General features: G+C 32.8%; 16 protein-coding genes, 2 tRNA genes and 1 riboswitch. Of the genes, 6 read left to right on the top strand and 12 right to left on the bottom strand.

Annotated elements, in window-relative coordinates:
- Nucleotides 1-34: 34 nt before the first annotated feature.
- Nucleotides 35-757: an MIP/aquaporin family protein gene (locus RD055328_RS05695; protein WP_244087829.1), complete on the bottom strand. Its 723-nt coding sequence runs from the start codon at nucleotides 755-757 to the stop codon at nucleotides 35-37.
- 168 nt (nucleotides 758-925) lie between these two features.
- Between RD055328_RS05695 and RD055328_RS05700 the strand changes: the two genes are divergently transcribed.
- Complete coding sequence (locus tag RD055328_RS05700) at nucleotides 926-1,936, top strand: TMEM175 family protein (protein ID WP_244087830.1); 1,011 nt, start codon at nucleotides 926-928, stop codon at nucleotides 1,934-1,936.
- A gap of 14 nt (nucleotides 1,937-1,950) precedes the next feature.
- Here the strand turns inward: RD055328_RS05700 and RD055328_RS05705 are convergent, their stop codons facing one another.
- From RD055328_RS05705 to RD055328_RS05740, 8 genes are all read right to left on the bottom strand, one after another.
- The gene (locus tag RD055328_RS05705) at nucleotides 1,951-2,283 is read right to left on the bottom strand and encodes a cyclic-phosphate processing receiver domain-containing protein (RefSeq protein ID WP_244087831.1); all 333 of its coding nucleotides are present in this window, start codon (nucleotides 2,281-2,283) and stop codon (nucleotides 1,951-1,953) included.
- 95 nt (nucleotides 2,284-2,378) lie between these two features.
- Nucleotides 2,379-2,451 (bottom strand) — tRNA-Thr (locus RD055328_RS05710).
- A gap of 14 nt (nucleotides 2,452-2,465) precedes the next feature.
- Entirely contained in the window at nucleotides 2,466-3,395 is a 930-nt protein-coding gene (locus RD055328_RS05715) for an alpha/beta hydrolase (protein ID WP_244087832.1), read from the bottom strand.
- Nucleotides 3,396-3,453: 58 nt separating this feature from the next.
- Nucleotides 3,454-3,526, bottom strand: a tRNA-Asn gene (locus RD055328_RS05720).
- Nucleotides 3,527-3,588: 62 nt separating this feature from the next.
- Nucleotides 3,589-4,866 (bottom strand): serine--tRNA ligase, encoded by a 1,278-nt coding sequence (gene serS, locus RD055328_RS05725; RefSeq protein WP_244087833.1) that lies wholly within the window; start codon nucleotides 4,864-4,866, stop codon nucleotides 3,589-3,591.
- 258 nt (nucleotides 4,867-5,124) lie between these two features.
- Entirely contained in the window at nucleotides 5,125-6,696 is a 1,572-nt protein-coding gene (locus RD055328_RS05730; protein WP_244087834.1) for a helix-turn-helix domain-containing protein, read from the bottom strand.
- 61 nt (nucleotides 6,697-6,757) lie between these two features.
- Nucleotides 6,758-8,182, bottom strand: coding sequence for an amino acid permease (locus tag RD055328_RS05735; RefSeq protein WP_244087835.1), 1,425 nt, complete (start codon nucleotides 8,180-8,182; stop codon nucleotides 6,758-6,760).
- Nucleotides 8,183-8,285: 103 nt separating this feature from the next.
- Nucleotides 8,286-8,458, bottom strand: a riboswitch (Lysine riboswitch).
- Nucleotides 8,459-8,487: 29 nt separating this feature from the next.
- Complete coding sequence (locus RD055328_RS05740) at nucleotides 8,488-8,973, bottom strand: GNAT family N-acetyltransferase (RefSeq protein WP_244087836.1); 486 nt, start codon at nucleotides 8,971-8,973, stop codon at nucleotides 8,488-8,490.
- A gap of 142 nt (nucleotides 8,974-9,115) precedes the next feature.
- Between RD055328_RS05740 and RD055328_RS05745 the strand changes: the two genes are divergently transcribed.
- From RD055328_RS05745 to RD055328_RS05755, 3 genes are all read left to right on the top strand, one after another.
- Nucleotides 9,116-10,009 (top strand): ABC transporter ATP-binding protein, encoded by an 894-nt coding sequence (locus RD055328_RS05745; RefSeq protein WP_244087837.1) that lies wholly within the window; start codon nucleotides 9,116-9,118, stop codon nucleotides 10,007-10,009.
- Complete coding sequence (locus RD055328_RS05750) at nucleotides 10,009-11,604, top strand: ABC transporter permease (RefSeq protein ID WP_244087838.1); 1,596 nt, start codon at nucleotides 10,009-10,011, stop codon at nucleotides 11,602-11,604. Before RD055328_RS05745 ends, RD055328_RS05750 begins: the two co-directional genes overlap by 1 nt.
- Before the next feature lie 69 nt (nucleotides 11,605-11,673).
- Entirely contained in the window at nucleotides 11,674-12,177 is a 504-nt protein-coding gene (locus RD055328_RS05755) for a peroxiredoxin (protein ID WP_244087839.1), read from the top strand.
- Between the two features lie 39 nt (nucleotides 12,178-12,216).
- On the opposite strand, the gene RD055328_RS05760 is transcribed toward RD055328_RS05755, so the two are convergent.
- The 3 genes from RD055328_RS05760 to RD055328_RS05770 are packed head-to-tail and all read right to left on the bottom strand — an operon-like array spanning nucleotide 12,217 to nucleotide 16,051.
- Nucleotides 12,217-12,873, bottom strand: a complete 657-nt coding sequence (locus RD055328_RS05760) for an ABC transporter ATP-binding protein (protein ID WP_244087840.1) — start codon at nucleotides 12,871-12,873, stop codon at nucleotides 12,217-12,219.
- A gap of 16 nt (nucleotides 12,874-12,889) precedes the next feature.
- A complete protein-coding gene (locus RD055328_RS05765; protein ID WP_244087841.1) occupies nucleotides 12,890-14,368 on the bottom strand; it encodes an ABC transporter permease in 1,479 nt (492 codons plus the stop codon).
- Nucleotides 14,369-14,380: 12 nt separating this feature from the next.
- A complete protein-coding gene (locus RD055328_RS05770; protein WP_244087842.1) occupies nucleotides 14,381-16,051 on the bottom strand; it encodes an aryl-sulfate sulfotransferase in 1,671 nt (556 codons plus the stop codon).
- Between the two features lie 75 nt (nucleotides 16,052-16,126).
- On the opposite strand from RD055328_RS05770, the gene RD055328_RS05775 reads away from it, so the two are divergent.
- Nucleotides 16,127-16,813, top strand: a complete 687-nt coding sequence (locus RD055328_RS05775) for a response regulator transcription factor (protein ID WP_244087843.1) — start codon at nucleotides 16,127-16,129, stop codon at nucleotides 16,811-16,813.
- Nucleotides 16,810-18,153 (top strand): cell wall metabolism sensor histidine kinase WalK, encoded by a 1,344-nt coding sequence (locus tag RD055328_RS05780; protein WP_244087844.1) that lies wholly within the window; start codon nucleotides 16,810-16,812, stop codon nucleotides 18,151-18,153. Before RD055328_RS05775 ends, RD055328_RS05780 begins: the two co-directional genes overlap by 4 nt.
- Nucleotides 18,154-18,158 lie beyond the last annotated feature (5 nt).

Consider the following 18,158-nt stretch of genomic DNA (forward strand, 5'->3'; position numbering starts at 1 on the left):
CCAAACTACATTTAATAGTCTGGGATTTTTCATTTTATATAGGCAATACTTTATATATTAAAGCTGCAGAAACTGCACCCGCAATTGGTGCAACAATTGGAATCCAACTATAACTCCAGTTGGATGCTCCTTTATTTTTCATAGGTAAAATAGCATGCATAATTCTTGGACCCAAATCACGAGCAGGATTCAGTGCATATCCTGTTGTTCCACCTAGTGATACAACAATAGAAAAAATCAACATACCAATCATTACTGCTTTGAAGCTTCCAAATTCATTATGACCAGTCATTGCTAAGAATAAGAACATCAATGCAAATGTACCAACAAATTCACTTATAAAGTTACCAAATGAATTTCTAATAGCAGGAACTGTTGAAAAAGATGTAAGTATTTCAGTTGAATCTTCTGTTTCGTCCCAATGAGGCAAGAATTGTAGCCATACTAAGAAAGCTCCAAACATAGCTCCTAATAACTGGGCAATAGCATAAGGAAGAAACATTGCAAGATCTAGCTCACCTGATACAACTAGTCCTAATGAAACTGCGGGGTTTAATACACCCAAACTCATAAAGTTAGCAGCATACACACCAAAGGTTACGGCTAGCCCCCAACCTACAGCAATCGTCATCCAGCCATCATTAAATGACTTTGATTTTTTAAGTAGAACACCTGCAATAACACCATTACCTAATAATATCATTACTGCTGTTCCGATAAACTCACCTAGTAGTTGAGTCCAAAAAGAATTATCCATTATAGTTCTCCTAATAAAATAGCTTTATAAATTAACACAACAGTTAATATTCTACCATTGATTAACCGACGGAAACACTAATTTATAAGAATTGTTAACTTTAGGAGTTAGACATATTTTTCTTATATCCTTGTTTTTTTAAAAAAAATTAGTATATTCATAGTTATTATGGAAAATATTAAAAATAGACTACTAGCTTTTTCTGATGGTATCATTGCCATCATCATTACTATTATGGTACTAGATTTACCACTCATAACGCACAACACCTGGGATAACGCAAAAGAGGCTATTCTTTCAATTATCATTTACTTCATTAGTTTTATTTTTGTGGCTAATTCCTGGTACAAACATGCTTTAATCTTTGAACAAGTCGATAAACTCGATTCCAAAAGCATCTCATTTAATTTCATCTACTTGATGATTCTTTCATTGATGCCTTATGCCACTAAATTAATGACCAGTGATTTAAACAAATATACTGTTCTGTTTTACGGTTTGTTATATCTACTAACATCTGGAATATACCGAGCAATGGCGCGTTACATTTTGCATCAAAAATATGATGACAAAGCTTCGATGCGTAAGATTTATGAAAAAATATATGCCTATAATGATGCTGCCTTTATGGGTGGCTCGATAATTGGTATTATTTTGGGATTCTTCTTCCCAGTTTTTTCATTGATTATATTCTTAGGAGTTCCTATCATCGAGTTCTTTCATCGTCATGCTGACCGTAGCGATCTTGATGGAATTGAAAATATCTCAGCTGAGGATAAGACTGAGGTCTCACAACTTAACATGTCTCAATGGCGTGATTTCCGTAAAAAATGGCGTGAAACTCAACGTAATTTGAATTTACAACATGAGCGTAATAAGTTATCTCCCGAAGAATTAAAAAAATTACAAGAAGCTTCTGATACATTGTTAAAAAAATATAATTTACCACCAATGGAAAGAGCCCCAAGGTTTATCAAGTCCGATAATAGAATCCTCACATCTAAGATGACTAAAAAGCAGTGGCATAGCTTCGAAAAAGAATGGCGTGCCAAACAAAAATCATTAGGAATTCCTTTAAGTTGGAATACCAAATTAACTGATGAACAGATTCAACAGTTGCGCAATGAATATAGTAAATTACTAAGTAAATATACGACAGAAATAAAAAAAGATGCCTAGTCAGGCATCTTTTTTTATTTGTAATCTTCTGGATAATTCTTAATTTGTACTTTGATATTTTCAGAAATAACACCACCGCGCCTAGCAATATCTAACTGTTCTTTCATGTAATCAACTGCCATAAAATCAGAAGAATGTAACCAGATATTTTCAACATCCCACTGATGCTCAATAAAATCATCTACAAAGGTTTTCCCTTGTGGCGTATTCCAACCCAAACTATTATCCAAGGAAATATGAGTAACTTGATCTTTATGCTTTAAAAATACTTCCTCTAGTTCAGGAACTGTATTTACTAATTCCCAACCTTCTGGAACATTTCGTAAATCATCCAAAAATAATTTCATTTATTCTTACCTCAAACAAATATTACCATATAGAACATATTTGTTCATATAATAAAAAGACGACTTGAGATTTATCTCACGTCGTCTTTTTATTATGCCGGTTGCAGGAGTCGAACCTGTGACCCTCGGTTTACGATACCGATGCTCTACCAACTGAGCTAAACCGGCAGAAGTAAATACTTCTATTTGAAGTATTTATCTAAAAATTTACTTACTTTATTTTCATATAACTTAGGATTTTTTGCAAATGATTTCGCATGACTTACGCCTTTTGTAACCCATATTTGCTTAGGGCCTTGTGTTGCTTTGTAGTTTCGATAAACCATCTCAGTAGGAACAAACTTATCATTTCCACCATGTATAAAGAACATTGGTAAATGATTACGTTTCAATTGCTCTACACTACTTGCTTCATATGGATCATATCCAGCCTTAATTTGTGTTACCCAGCTTAGTGTTTTTACTAGTGGAAACGGCGGAATATGATATAAGTTGCCAGCTTCATAAGATAATTCATCTTTTAATGAAGTATATCCACAGTCTTCAACAATAGCTTTGACTTGTGACGGTAAATTCATACCGCTAGCCATCATCACGGTTGAGCCACCCATACTAACTCCATAGAGAGCGATTTGCGAGTCTTGGCCATCTTGTTTGATGACCTTCTTAATCCACTTCACATAATCATCTTTATCAAGCCAACCGTAACCAATGATATTACCTTCACTCTCTCCGTGAGCTCTATCATCCGGAGCTAAAACATTGTAGCCCAAATCATGAAACATCTTAATTTGGCGAGCTAGATCTTCTTTTTTGCCCATATATCCATGAGCTACTACAATTGTCTTCTTTGTTTTTTCTTTAGCTGGAACATAAGAAGCAACTAATTTAAGATTATCGGTTGCTGATGTTTGATTCCAAACAACTTTATTCTCTTTAAGCCATTTTTTTGCTTCAGTGTCTGCTTTAGTAACTTTCTCAGTTTCTAAAAACGACTTATCCCCAGGTACAAATGCAAGTTGATAAAAATACAAACTTGCCGCTGTCAAAATGGCAACGATTATAAGAACAATTGAACTTACCCAAACGATCAGTTTCTTTTTTTTGTTCATGACATTACACATCCCAATTCAAAGTATTAAAAAAGCCAGCTTAAAGCTGGCTTTTTTACTCCGGTTGTCAGACTCGAACTGACGACAACCTGATTAACAGTCAGGTGCTCTACCAACTGAGCTAAACCGGAATATAACTTGACGACTAATAAATAATATCTTGTTTAAAAAATCTAGTCAAGTTATTTCTAAGCTATTTTGTTATTTTTGTTACTCCACCCATATATGGTACTAAGGCTTCTGGAATAGTAACTGAACCATCTTCGTTTTGATAATTTTCTAAGATTGCAGCTACGGTTCTTCCCACGGCTAATCCCGATCCATTAAGTGTATGTAGTAGGTTAACCTTACCATCGGCATTGCGGTAACGGATTTGAGCTCGACGAGCTTGGAAATCGATACAATCTGAACAACTTGATATTTCACGATACATATCTTGAGCTGGTAACCATACCTCTAAGTCATAAGTCTTAGCTGCTGAGAAACTAGCATCTCCACTTGCCAAAACAATTCTATGATATGGCAAGTTTAATTTCTCAAGAATGCTTTCAGCATTTCTTGTCATAGCTTCTAATTCATCAAATGATGTTTCTGGAGTTGTGAATTTCACCATTTCAACTTTGTTAAATTGGTGCATTCTAATTAATCCACGCGTATCACGGCCTGCACTTCCTGCTTCTGAACGGAAACTTGGACTAAGTGCTGTGAATTTTTGGGGAAGATCTGCTTCTTCTAAAATTTCACCACGATAGAAGTTTGTTAAAGGTACTTCAGCTGTAGGAATTAATGTTAGTGGATCTTCTTCATTAATAACTGTATATACATCTTCGGTAAACTTAGGAAATTGCGAAGTACCAAACATTGATTCACCATTGACCATGTATGGTGTAATCATTTCTTGATAACCTTCTTGAGCATGTTGATCCAACATGAAGTTATATACAGCTCGTTCTAAACGTGCTCCTAATCCAACATAATAAACAAATCGGCTACCAGAAACTTTAGCCGCTCTTTCAAAGTCTAAAATCCCTAAATCTTCACCTATTTCAAAATGTGCCTTTGGTTTGAAATCAAACTTACGAACTTCTCCCCATTTTTTCACTTCTTCATTAAAGCTTTCATCAGGTCCTACGGGAACTGAGTCATCAGGGAAATTAGGTAAACGAACTAAGATATAGTTCATTTTCTCATCAATTTTGTTTAATTGATTATCTAGTTCTTTAATTTGCGATGATACTTCTTGCATAGCTTTTATTTGTTCAGTTGCATCTTCTTTGTTTCTCTTAGCTACTGCGATTTCTTGTGAAACATCATTTCGTTTTGCCTTTAGGTTTTCTGTTTCCACCAAAATTTCACGACGCTTAACATCTAAACTGACAACTTCATCAATTTCTTCTGCTTTTACTCCTCGTGATGATAATTTATCTTTAGCCCAATCAGGGTCTTTTCTAATTTGTTTAATATCTAACATAATTTTCTCCTTTAGTTTATCAAAATAAAAAACGCCTCTGTTATTAAATAACAGGGACGTTTGCACGCGGTACCACCCAGATTCAGACATCATAAATAATATCTGCTCTCAAAATAGATGATATCGATATCTCATCGTTGGTGATTAACCAAATTTAGAATGCTGGAATACGGTATTTACTGACTCACACCAACCGTCAGCTCTCTGCAATTACCTATGGGCATCCTTGTTAATTTATATAATAATCAATTTTTATATTTATTTCAACTTATCAACTAAAGTTTTTTGATTAGTCCAAATTTCATGTATTAAACTATATAATTCGCCATATTGTCCATCAATTCCATCATTAATCCACTGGAATTTGTATGCATTCTTATTAATTCCTTCAGGAATTAATTTTTCGCTTTCAGCTATTACAAGATCTGCTTCTTCGATATTTTCATTAATATCAACAAACGGAATTGACTCAATCATTTGCATCAAGTCACTATGAATCAAGAAGAATCGTTCCATACCTATAAAAACCTGTACGCGGTTTTCTTCACGATTCAAGATTACTCGACGACTAATCAAACTATACAAACCATCAGCAATATTGACTGCATCGTTTACAAAACTTTGATATTCATCTCTAGAAACAACATGTTGAACAGTATCGAGCGTCATATGACGTAATTCAGGATAATCTAGTTGTTCCATTGATAATTGATAATTTAGATAAAACTCCGACAATCCCATGTAATTACCTTTGAAGGCAATACTAGCAACTGTTGCAGCTGTAAAATTATTTTTAAACTGTTGCATTGCATTGTCGCTATATCTCATAGATTTTTGTAAATCTAATGGGAATGCACTAATAACTTCATCAACGAACTTAGTTACTTCTGGATTCGATTGTTCAAATAAGTTAGTGATTTCTTGAATAGCCGCATCACCTTGTGGCATAAACGTTGGCATACAAGTAATGTACAAGTAATAATGTGCTGACTCTAACAACTCTTGTTCAGATGTCATTTCAACATTCATAGCAGTTTTATGTGCTTCACGATAATACTTAACGACATTCGGATAAGGATAGCGTAACAACATTATTGATAAATCTTGATTAGTAATAATATTACCTTGATACATATTGTTAGTATTTACTGCCACAAAAGTAGCATAAAATTCTAAAGTTGTCTTATCAGGCAATGGAATATTGAATTCATTCAAGGCAAATTCAACAAAGTTTAAACATTCTTCTCTCGGAATTTTAGCAAAAGGCCATTCATAGCCACGAGTCGCATTCCATATTAGCCCTGTTAAACCAAGACGAATCATTTTTTCATCACCAATTATTTTAATTGGCTCATAAGTTAAGCGAAGATTAAACTTCTTCATAATAGTACGTATCGGTTTAAGATGACGAAGAACTGTCGCTTTACTACTGTTCTCACGTTCATAAAACTTCTCAAAAGACTGACATTCATCATTAATAATGCAGTCCATAATGAATTTGTACGGATGAGAATTCTTAACTAAGTAGAAATGATAACGGTCTGGATCAACATTAAATATCTCTGAAGTAGTAGGATTCTTCTTATCTAAAATCTCTTCCATATCAGAAAGAATACCTAAGTATGTATTATAAATACTACCATAACTGCGTTTAAGCACAGAGGCAACTTGTCGCAAGTTTATTTCATCAATATCAAAATCAAGAGCATGATAAGTAGCTAATCTATCTGAATCAGCCATTTCTCGGACCTTAATTTGTGTAATTTTAACGAATAAATTGAGTTTTTCTGCGTCTGAAGAAGTTAAAAATAAATCATTTGACTTTTCCAATAGATTCCTCCTAGGACTTATCAATTATTTATTAATATATTTTACTTTTTTAAACATCAATTTACAACTCAATATCGTCTAATTTAACAAACTTTGTCTTATATTTGATTTTGTAGTAACTATAAAAGCCGATAAACAATGGAATACTCATATAACTTATTGTCAAATTAAACCAATTAAAATTAACTAAAGAGTTAATATCTTGGCCAAAAATAACTACTATTCCTAAGACAATCGCTAAAATTGGTCCAAACGGATAAAGTGGTGCTTTATATTTTAAAACATTTAAATCCTTTTTTTGAATAATAAAGGCTTTTCTGAATCTATAATGAGACCAAGCAATTCCAAGCCACGCGATGAAGCCCGTCAATCCACTAGCCGCCACTAATAATTGGTAAACATTCTTTCCAAAAATACTTTCTAAAAGAATTAAGAATCCAAATAATCCGGTAGCCATCAATGCAAAAATAGGAATTCCACGTTTACTTGTTTTGGCAAAAATCTTGGGAGCAAAGTTAGTTTCTCCCATTGACCATAGCATTCTAGTAGCAGCGTACATCCCAGAATTAGCCGCTGATAATACTGCAATTAAAATAACCGCATTAATAACATCGGCAGCCCCAGTTAGCCCAACTTTTTCAAAAACTAAGGTAAATGGACTAATCGCAATATCATGAACACCTGAGCCTAATAACTTAGGTGATGTATAAGGAATCAACGCCCCAATTACAAACATTGCTACTACGTAGAATAGAAGAATTCTCCAAAATACTTGTTTGATAGCCTTAGGAATACTTTTTTCAGGAGTTTCAGATTCACCAGCAGTAATTCCGATTAATTCCGTACCCTGAAATGAGAATCCAGCAACAACAAACACACTTAACATTGCAGGAATCCCACCAACAAATGGTGCATCTTTATAATGGAAATTACTTAAACCAACACTTGGCTTACCGTTAAAACCAAAGAATATCATCAATCCGCCTAATACTAAGAAAGCAAGAACAGTGATGACTTTGATCATAGACATCCAATATTCAGATTCCGCAAAAGTTTTAACAGAAATAATATTTATTAAAAAAATAACGACTAAGAAAAACAAACTAATTAACCATCCAGGAAGTGTTGGTACCCAGAATTGTATGACAAGCGCAGCAGTTGAAAGATCAACTGCCAAAGTAATCGCCCAATTAAACCAATAGTTCCAACCCAAAGCAAAACCAACAGCAGGATCAATGAACTTATTCGCATAAGTTGAAAAAGATCCTGACACTGGCATATATGTAGCCATTTCACCAAGACTGGTCATTAAAAAATAAACCATAATTCCGATTGCAGTATATGCAACCATTGCTCCACCAGGTCCTGCAGTAGAAACAGCCGATCCACTGGCAACAAACAATCCAGTCCCAATACTTCCACCCAAGGCAATCATTGATAAATGTCTTGTCTTTAGAGACCTTTTAACTTCTGTACCCTCACTCATTTTCGTTACCTACTTATAAAGTATTACAAATAGTTAAAATAACCAAAAAACTCTTTGCTATAGCATTACGCATATAACAAAGAGTTAAAGTTTACACTCATTCAGTTATAATAGCGCCCCGCATTTCTGCGACAGTACATTACCTATTAAGTAATATCCCAACAGTCATTTTTCATAGAAAATTCCCATTTCGGCAAATCATCCTTTCAATAAAAATCAACGTTGCCATGACAACTACTTTCATTTACTAATAATCAATGCACCTCTATTTGTTAAAATCATTGTATGTTATTCACTGATTAATTTCAACGATTGATCGGTTTTAAATAATATTTTTGTATGGGTAAATTCAACATACTCATATCAACATCATATTTATATTCAAAACCATTATTTGTAAATATTTTTTGTGAAGCAATATTAGACTCATTAGTAGCCGCCCAAAGCTCTGTAATCCCAACTGTTTTAGCGTAATCAGATACTAGTTTAATTGCCATAGTTCCAATTCCTTGATTTCTATACTTTTGAACTATTGCGATTCCTAATTCTTTAGTATTAATTAAAGACTCATCTAGACCTCTACTGTTAATTAAAATAATTCCTAAAAATGTTCCCTTATTATCAGTAAGTTTTTTATGTAAAGAATCATTAATTAATTGTTCAAAAAAATCGCGTGCTTGTTGGTTTGATAATTCTCCAATGCCTGCTTGTTCTATTTCTGAATCCTTCAACAATTCTGAGAAATCTTGAAAATCATCTTCAGTTAATGGCTCTAATTTCACTTTAATCATCTTTCATTACTCCATTACGACTAATTACCTAGTTCATGTTAGCTTTAAAATTTGAATTAAGCAATAAATCCCAAAGTTCATTCTTATATTGACTTTCTTACATGCCAATATTATTATCACCTTAAATTCTGGAGGGTCAATTATGACTGTACAATTAAAAATTAATCACTTAACTAAAAAATTCAAAGATGTTACGGCACTAGACGATATAAACTTAGAACTTCATAGTGGCGAAGTTCTTGGCTACATTGGACCCAATGGTGCAGGTAAATCTACGACTATTAGATCTATTTTAGGAATTCTTCGTCCAAGTATGGGTAGTGTGGAGATTTTTGGAATGGACGCGTTTAAACACGCATCAAAAATTCACGAGAAATTATCTTATGTCCCCGGTGATGTCTACCTTTGGCCGAATCTTACTGGAGGACAAACTATTGACCTTCTATTAAAAATGAACAATCAACAACATACAAATAAAACTGACAAATTAATTAAGGACTTCGGATTAGATATCACTAAAAAAAATAAAACATATTCAAAAGGTAATAGACAAAAAGTCGCACTTATTGCAGCTTTTTCAACTGAAGCTGAAATTTATATTTTTGACGAGCCTACTTCTGGTCTCGATCCTTTAAATGAAGAAGTCTTTCAAAATCATTTATTAAAACTAAAACAACAAGGCAAAAGTATTCTGTTATCTAGTCATATTTTAAGCGAAGTAGAAAAAGTTGCTGATCGTATTGCGATTATCAAAGACGGACAAATTGTTGAAACAGGAACATTAGAAGATATGCAATATCTCACTTCAACTCTTGTTGAAGCTACAACAAAAGATGAACCCATTGATCTTAAGAACTTGTCTGGAGTAAATAATTTAGTAATCGAAAAAAATCATGTTAGTTTTCAAATTGATGCTAAAAACCTTAATTCTGTAATTAGTTACTTAACCACCTTAGAGATAATCAAACTTAAAACTACTAAACCAACTTTGGAACAAATATTTTTACAATACTACAAAGTTAGTGGTGATAAATAATGTTGAGTATATTTAAAAAAACAGGTTATTTAACTAAAACTTATCTTCTTAAAGATTGGCTACTATTAATAGGAACATTTCTTTCTATTGTTTTTTTAGTGCTTGGTGTAGCCACGATTTTCCCAACTATTTATGATAGTGAATCTTCAAGAATTGCCATGATTGAAACTTTAAAACAACCTGCTATGAAGGCTATTATTGGTGTTTATCACGGAGATAATTCTATTGGTAGTTTTTTCAGCTCTGTCATGCTCCATTGGACCGCTATTTTAGGTATCATCTTTGCCATTATCATAGCTATTAAAAATACGCGCAATCAAGAAGAATCTAATCTTAGCGAATTGTTATTATCTAAAAGTATCGGTAGACTTGCCTTACCTATGGCTAGTTTTTTAGAACTTTTTATACTTTTTTCTGCCATTTTTATTACTAATTTTATTGGACTAAATCTATTAAATATCGATGGTTTAAGCACAGAATCAGCTTTTCTCTTCTCTATTAGTACAAGCTTAATCGCACTATTATTCGGTACAATTACAATCTTCTTTGCCCAACTTGCTAATTCTTCAAGTGGCGTTAATATCATGTCTTATGTTTTATTTCTACTATCTTATATAGTGGTGATTTTAGGAACACAGGCAAAAGATAATAAACTGTTATGGTATTCTCCTTTAGGATGGTTATCTAACCTTTCATTAACTGATAAAAACTACTATCTTCCTATTATATTAATGATTGTCTCTACAATTATTTTAATTTCCTTAAGCTTATTCTTACAATTACATAGAGATATTAATTCTGGACTATTGCCTAGTTCAAAAGGTAAAGATCATGCATCTAAATTACTGGCTGGATTTTCTTCTCTCAACTTCAAAAATCAAACAACTTCTATGAGTATTTGGATAATTGTGATTTTTATAGCGGGGTTAACTTACGGTTCCATCTTCAAAGATATTAACAAGATAGTCGCTGATAATCCTTATTTAACACAAATAATTGCGGCGCAAAAAAATATGATGATTACTAATTTTTCTTTTATGATTCTAGGGATTTTTGCCATTATTTCTTTAATTCCCGGATTAATTCATATATACAAAATTAAGAATGATGAAACAAAAGGATATTTAGAAATAGTTCATAGTAAACGCGTATCCCGTACTAAAATTTTCATTACTTATACCGGAATTGGGTTATTAGATACCGTATTAACTTTTATATCTGGCACCTTAGGTTTATATATTGCACAATATCAATCTCTCAATAATCCAATTTCTTTGAATCACTTCGTCAATGCTTCGAGTTCATTCTTATCGATTATAATATTCGTCATTTCATTAGGAATAATCCTCGTCACTTTCGTTCCTAAACTAACCAATCTCATTTGGATAGTTCTTTACTACGGATTCTTTGTTATTTATTTTGGAAAACTATTCAATATGCCTAATTGGGCAATTGATATCTCGCTATTTGGCCTCATAAATAAGAATTGGACATCCCCATTAGAAACCACCTATATCATTACTTTTGTAATTAGTACTGTTATCTTAATAATACTAAGTCTTCAAAAATACAAAAAGCGAGATTTGGTATATTAGTGCTTTTTATTAGCTAAATTATCTACTTATAAGTATTATAAATAGTAAACAATGAAGGGTTGTGAAAATATGAGTTATTTATTTCATAATGAACCAGTAGAAGCACCAGGAAATCGTCCTGAGATAGGAGAATTGTTCCCTGATTTTTCTGTTCTGAATAAGGATGGACAAACAGTTACACTTAAAGAACTAATCTCTGATAAACCTCTCCTACTCAGTGTTGTTCCAAATATTGATACTCGAGTATGTAGCCTTCAGACTCGTCATTTTAATCAAGAAGTAGATGGTCATACAGAAGTAAACTTCATCACTATTTCAACTAACACTTCTGATCAACAAGCTAATTGGTGTGCTGCTGAAAATGTTAAAAATATGGAAATGCTATCTGATATTAATCATGATTTTGGAAACAAAACAGGTCTTTATGTTCCCGCTTTAGGAATAGACTTACGTTCAGTATGGGTGGTTAATACTAAAGGAATTATTACTTATCGTGAAATTCTTGAGAACCAATCAAATGAACCTAATTACAATATGGTGTTAGATCACTTAAACGAAATGTATAACAAATAAAAAAAGATTCAATGTCTAAAGACATTGAATCTTTTTTATTTAAACTTGTGTGAATTTCTTTTTGCTAAGTTCATATTGAATATCACATCTTTTGGATACTTCTTTTTCATGAGTAACAAGTATCACACATTTGTCTTGTTCATGTGCAAGTTCTTGAAATAGTGTGATTATTTCTTGGGTATTAGTTTCATCTAAATTTCCTGTAGGTTCATCAGCAACTACAATTGGTGCATCGCAACACATCGCTCTTACAATTGCTACCCGTTGTTGTTGTCCACCTGAGAGTTTCAAGACATTCTTTACTGCTAGAGTTTCGTCAATCCCTACCTTTGCTAGAGTTCTCATCGCCTTATCTCTCATGTTTTCACTTTCTGAATGAGTGATTTTCATAGCAGTTACTACATTATCTACGGCTGACATATAAGGTAATAGATTATATGATTGAAAAACTATTGATACATATTGATTACGATATTTAGAAAGACTAATTTGCTTAAGAGAAGTATCGTTATATAATATTTCTCCTTTACTTGGCCTATCTAGACCGGCAAGCATTGTCAACAGTGTCGTTTTACCTGAACCAGAACTTCCAATTATTCCGTAAAGTTTTCCTGATTCAAAATCTAGATTAACGTCTTTATATAATGCACCTTCTTGATTGTCATACCAATAACTCACATCTTTTGTTGATAGCATAAACACTACCTCCTTATTAACCGATTAATATTTTTCGTGGTTCTAATCTCAAGATATTCATTGATGCTAATAATACAGCGAAAGCTATAATAGTGAATCCAAAGGCGCCTAATTGTAATAATGTTACTGCACTAATTTGCAATTTCATCTCTGGTTGATTTTGTTTATTAGTACCATTATTAGCAGTTTGTCCTGGTTGACCGTTAGGTTGTCCACTAGGTTTCTCACCAGAATTAGATGATGGCCCAGTTGTTGGAGCTCCACCCATTCTTCCTGGTTGGTCTGTCGAGCTAGTTGTAGTAGATGTAATTTGTGACATCATTTGTTTACTTAACGCTTGTCCAGCAAATTTACCAGTTGCTCCCGCTAAGGTTAAACTTACGATCAACAACATTAACATTTCAACTAATAATTGACCAACTATCTTAATGCGACTCTCACCTAATGAAAGCAATACACCCATTTCATAGCGTCTTTCACGAACCATTAAAATAATGATTAACGCTAAGATAATTGTTCCAGCAATTGCTACTAACCAGACAATCTTATTAGCAAAGCTTTCCATTTGTTTCATTGATTTTTTAAGTTGTTGATAAGTACTATCATCAGCAACCAAACTGAATTTGTTTGTATTAATATCTTTCTTAGCTGTTTTAATAAACGCTGATTTTTGTGTTGGACTATTCAAACTATAAGTAGCACTATCAACTTTGCCTGATTGTCCTTTAAATGTATTAGCTAAATCGTAAGCTGTATAGATAGTATTAGATGGATCACTTTGTCCTGGTCCCATCATTTGGCTAGTACTTGTTGAACTAGCTTTATAGATACCTACTATAGTCAACTCATACGAATTTGTATCTGATGTAGTGTCTTTAACAGTTATAGTATCTCCGACTTCTAAGTCGTTTTCTTTAGCTAATTCATTTTCGATAACTACATTTTTAGTCCCAACATCATCACTGTTTAAGGCGCGACCACTCTTAATTGTGCTCTTATTATTCTTAAACTCTGTGATTGTGGACATATCATTAACACCGTTAACTGTAATATCACCGGTTGTAGAATCATCATCCGATTCTCCTTGTGGTCCACCACCACCCATCATTACGCTTGATCCTGATGAAGTAGAGATAGAGTCAAAAGAATCAGCATCTACACTGGTAGAAACACTTACATTGTAGCTTTTTACCTGTGATAATTTAGCAATCTTTTTAACTGTTTTTAACGATACTGACTCCATATTCAAACTAGGTCTTTCGCCAGAAGAACTAGCTTGCTTTCTCATCTTAGAAAAAGCTTTTTGTCGATCAGCAGCAAGTGTAACGCTTGCTCCAGCTTCATTTTTTGTATTCTCAACGGTAGCTACCGCACCGTTTCTAATCAATAATCCCGCCATTATGAAAACCATAATAACTGTCATAACAATTATTAACAGTAGGCTTCGTCCTTTTTTAAAGGTAATATTCTGCCATGCTCTTTTTAAAAAATTCATAGTCATATTCTCCTACAATTCATATTCTGCATCAGTGGTGTATAAGCTGTATCGTTCTGCACGATATGCCCATTCTTTATCACCAAAATTACTAATTCTCACTTTGAATACTGCTTCATTGTTGTAGGTCTCTACAATATCTGATGCATGACCATCTTGTGAATTTAAGTAACCAAAGTTTATTAATCTATTTGTACTACTTAAATATCTGTAACTACCAATACGATCAGTAAAGTCTTCAGATCCTAGATCTTTACCATAGCTAGTCACTTCTTCAATCGTGTGATCAGCTTCATTAATTTTATATTCGACACCTTCCGAATACTTGCCTGATGTTGAATCATCACCATTAGTTACTGAGTAGTTATTGTTATAAAGCATAATATTCACATTATCTTTATCACTATCTGTATTTGTACCTGGGACAATTATTGCAGCATGTTGTCCACCGGTTATTGTTGTACCACTCTTAGGAACTAATAAATATTTTGGATAATTAGAAGGCCAATCTGTTTTACCTGAATATATCCACTTAATTCCATTAGTCTTATAATCAATCTTCATAATCATGTCTTGATGACGACTAGATATAATTATTGAATCATCAGAAGTGTCATATTCAATTGAGTTTTGATGGAACCAATCGATTTTGCCATCAGATCTAGTCGTTGAGTCATAATCTTTATACATTTCAGTTGGTAAGATTTTTTTCAAATCAATAACTTTAACAATCTTTCCTGTCTTATAGGAAACTTCAACCATTGTATCTTCAATATATTTAGAGCCATCTGACACAGTCAACAACAAGTTCTTATTAGGTAATTCAATAACATCATGATGAACAATAGTTGTTTCGTCATCACTTGAGGATGTTTCATTAGTACTTGTATCCCCATTGAAGTTGTATTCTTTATAAATTCGACCCATGTAATCAGTCTCATTCAAATTGTTATATACTTTTTCACTATTATTTTCTTTATTCATAAGTAATATGTGTCCATTACTCAATTGTTTGAAAATATGTTGGGCATAATCAGTTGAGTACCAACGTATCTCACCATCAGCATCTATACCAAAAGGTTGTTTAGATGAACGAATAATCATCGTCAAGTTACTATCACCTATATCCATTTTTGTCTTATCGTTTTTAGTAACAGTCATCTTCAACTTACTTAATTTCTCAGGTAAGGCTTGTGTTTGAACTTCGATGGTCTTAGTTGTTTCATTACCATCTTTATCTGTGGCAGTAATCTTAACTTTATTAGCGTAGTCAGCATAAAGTCCTAAGATTGATATACTGTGTTGAGTCTTATATTCATCTGTTTCATTAACAATAGATGTTTTGTCCGTCTTACCGACTACTTCAACTTTTATTTTAGTAGCAGTATCTGTTTTGAATATAGCTAACGCAGATAATGGAGAAGTCTTGAATGGATTGACCTTTATATACATGTTCTCCCATGTGTAGTCATCACTTAACTCCAGTTTTTTATATTCATTAACAAGATTACTTTGACTTTTTTGTCTAGTTGTTATTAAATTACTATCAATATTCTCGATTATTTCTTTATCAGTATATACGCCTACAGTCTTTGCGTTGACCCACACGGCTGATACGGCGATAACAAAAAAAGCTAATACCGAAATAATTATTGCTATAATACGTTTTTTCCTCTTCTTCATAATTACTACCTCGTTTCGTATAATAAACACATAGTAATTTTCGTACCTTAAATTAAACTTAAGCAGGATAAAAAAATGAAAAAACAAATAAAAATACTAATAATAGAAGATAATGAAGACATTTCAGACAACTTAGTTTCATTTGTCAGCCCTTTTGCTGAGACTGAACAAGCTTTTGATGGAACTTTGGGATTATTAGAAGCACAAAGAAATATTTACGATTTAATTATTTTAGATATTATGTTGCCAGGTCAAAGTGGTTATGATGTCTTAAAGAAACTTCGTGAAGATAAGATTTCTATTCCTATTTTGATGTTAACCGCAAAAGATCAATTAAATGATAAGGTTCACGGATTTGAATTGGGCGCAGATGATTATTTAACTAAACCGTTTCATGGCGAAGAGTTAGTCATGCGAATCAAAGCTCTTCTCAAACGTGGTGGTTCATTAAATGATGACTCAATGTTAACTTTTGAAAATATTTCTATTAATATTTCCAGTCGCGAAGTTACTATTGATGAACAAGTTGTTGACTTGAATGGTAAAGAATTTGACTTATTGGTTTACCTCATTCAAAATAACAATACAATTCTGACTAAAGAACAAATTTTCGAACGTATTTGGGATTTTGACTCTGATACTTCTATTACAGTTATTGAAGTATATATGAGTAATCTCCGTAAGAAACTTCATAAGTATATTGATAAAGACTTAATTAAGACTATTAGAAATGTTGGTTATATCTTTCAAGGAGAGAAATGAAAACTACTAAAACTATTAAAAAGCAGCAAACAAAGGTCTACATTCAAACAATCATTGGTTTTGCTATCCTGTTTTTAACTTTGGGATTGATTATCTTTACTTTGTTTAGAAATATCACTTTGTCTGGAGTTGATGACTCTATCGATAAGCAAGTACAATCGATAAAAAGACAAGCAAAAACTGACAATTCTATCCAATTACAAATTCAAATGAATATTCCTGGCCAAGATTTCCAAGCATTAAAAGACCTTAAACCTTCAGAGACAACTGGCAATAAATTCCCTAATGCTCCATTTAAAACCGATATATTGATTTACGACAAAGACGGGAAAATTCTTAACGAAGACACCTTAGGTGATCGTTATGATAATTTTAAAAATATTAAACTAAAGAAGAAAAATGTTGGAATCACAAGAACCGTTACTATCAATAACATGACTTTCCGTTCTCACTTAATCAAGTTTAATGGCAAAACTCCTAACCCTCGATATGCCGGTAATTATGTATACATCTTCCAAAATATGGATACCGAAAAAGATGCTCTTCAAAACTTTACTAAAGTATTAATTACTTCTTTTGTAGCTTTTTGGTTATTATCTTTAGTTCTAGCATATGTATTGACTCGTCAAAATATGAAGCCGGTATTAAAATCTTGGAAACAACAAACCGACTTTGTTAATGATGCTGCTCATGAATTGCGAACTCCATTATCAATTATTCAAAGTAAATTAGAGATACTCTTAACTAAGCCTAATGACACAATATTAGATCAAGCTGAATCAATTTCGGTGTCCCTAACTGAGATTAATCGACTCACTTCGTTAACTGACGAACTTCTAACATTGGCTCGAAGTGATACAAATAATAATCTAATGAATTTTGAAAAAGTTATTCCAAAAGATCGATTAAATCCTACTATTGAAACATTCAGTGAAGTTGCTGAATCTCAAGGTAAAAAATTAGTATCAAACTTAACAGTAACTACTCCTGTTATGGCTGATGCTAAGAAATTAACTCAGTTAATAGTAATTCTGTTAGACAACTCGCTAAAATATACCGATAAAGGAACAAAAATCCAGATTCAAGATTATCAGTTAAACAACAAATATTATTTAACAGTTACAAATGATGGTCCATCAATTGATGATGCTGATAAGAAATCGATTTTTGATCGATTCTATCGAATTCATAAAGACCGTTCACGTCAAACCGGTGGTAATGGACTAGGATTAGCCATCGCTAAAGAGATTGTAACCAACCACAAAGGGAAAATTACAGTCTCCGATAACCAACCAACTGGTGTTATCTTCAAAATTGAATTACCAATTAATGGAAAATAAAAAAA

It is taken from the genome of Companilactobacillus sp. RD055328 (assembly GCF_022835675.1).
In the GTDB taxonomy this organism is placed as follows: Bacteria; Bacillota; Bacilli; order Lactobacillales; family Lactobacillaceae; genus BQUT01.

Bases quoted from the DNA above. Each gene is read 5' to 3' on its own strand.
- RD055328_RS05695 (WP_244087829.1), bottom strand. From the start codon at position 757: ATGGATAATTCTTTTTGGACTCAACTACTAGGTGAGTTTATCGGAACA.
- RD055328_RS05700 (WP_244087830.1), top strand. From the start codon at position 926: ATGGAAAATATTAAAAATAGACTACTAGCTTTTTCTGATGGTATCATT.
- RD055328_RS05705 (WP_244087831.1), bottom strand. From the start codon at position 2,283: ATGAAATTATTTTTGGATGATTTACGAAATGTTCCAGAAGGTTGGGAA.
- RD055328_RS05715 (WP_244087832.1), bottom strand. From the start codon at position 3,395: ATGAACAAAAAAAAGAAACTGATCGTTTGGGTAAGTTCAATTGTTCTT.
- serS (WP_244087833.1), bottom strand. From the start codon at position 4,866: ATGTTAGATATTAAACAAATTAGAAAAGACCCTGATTGGGCTAAAGAT.
- RD055328_RS05735 (WP_244087835.1), bottom strand. From the start codon at position 8,182: ATGAGTGAGGGTACAGAAGTTAAAAGGTCTCTAAAGACAAGACATTTA.
- RD055328_RS05740 (WP_244087836.1), bottom strand. From the start codon at position 8,973: ATGATTAAAGTGAAATTAGAGCCATTAACTGAAGATGATTTTCAAGAT.
- RD055328_RS05745 (WP_244087837.1), top strand. From the start codon at position 9,116: ATGACTGTACAATTAAAAATTAATCACTTAACTAAAAAATTCAAAGAT.
- RD055328_RS05750 (WP_244087838.1), top strand. From the start codon at position 10,009: ATGTTGAGTATATTTAAAAAAACAGGTTATTTAACTAAAACTTATCTT.
- RD055328_RS05755 (WP_244087839.1), top strand. From the start codon at position 11,674: ATGAGTTATTTATTTCATAATGAACCAGTAGAAGCACCAGGAAATCGT.
- RD055328_RS05760 (WP_244087840.1), bottom strand. From the start codon at position 12,873: ATGCTATCAACAAAAGATGTGAGTTATTGGTATGACAATCAAGAAGGT.
- RD055328_RS05765 (WP_244087841.1), bottom strand. From the start codon at position 14,368: ATGAATTTTTTAAAAAGAGCATGGCAGAATATTACCTTTAAAAAAGGA.
- RD055328_RS05770 (WP_244087842.1), bottom strand. From the start codon at position 16,051: ATGAAGAAGAGGAAAAAACGTATTATAGCAATAATTATTTCGGTATTA.
- RD055328_RS05775 (WP_244087843.1), top strand. From the start codon at position 16,127: ATGAAAAAACAAATAAAAATACTAATAATAGAAGATAATGAAGACATT.
- RD055328_RS05780 (WP_244087844.1), top strand. From the start codon at position 16,810: ATGAAAACTACTAAAACTATTAAAAAGCAGCAAACAAAGGTCTACATT.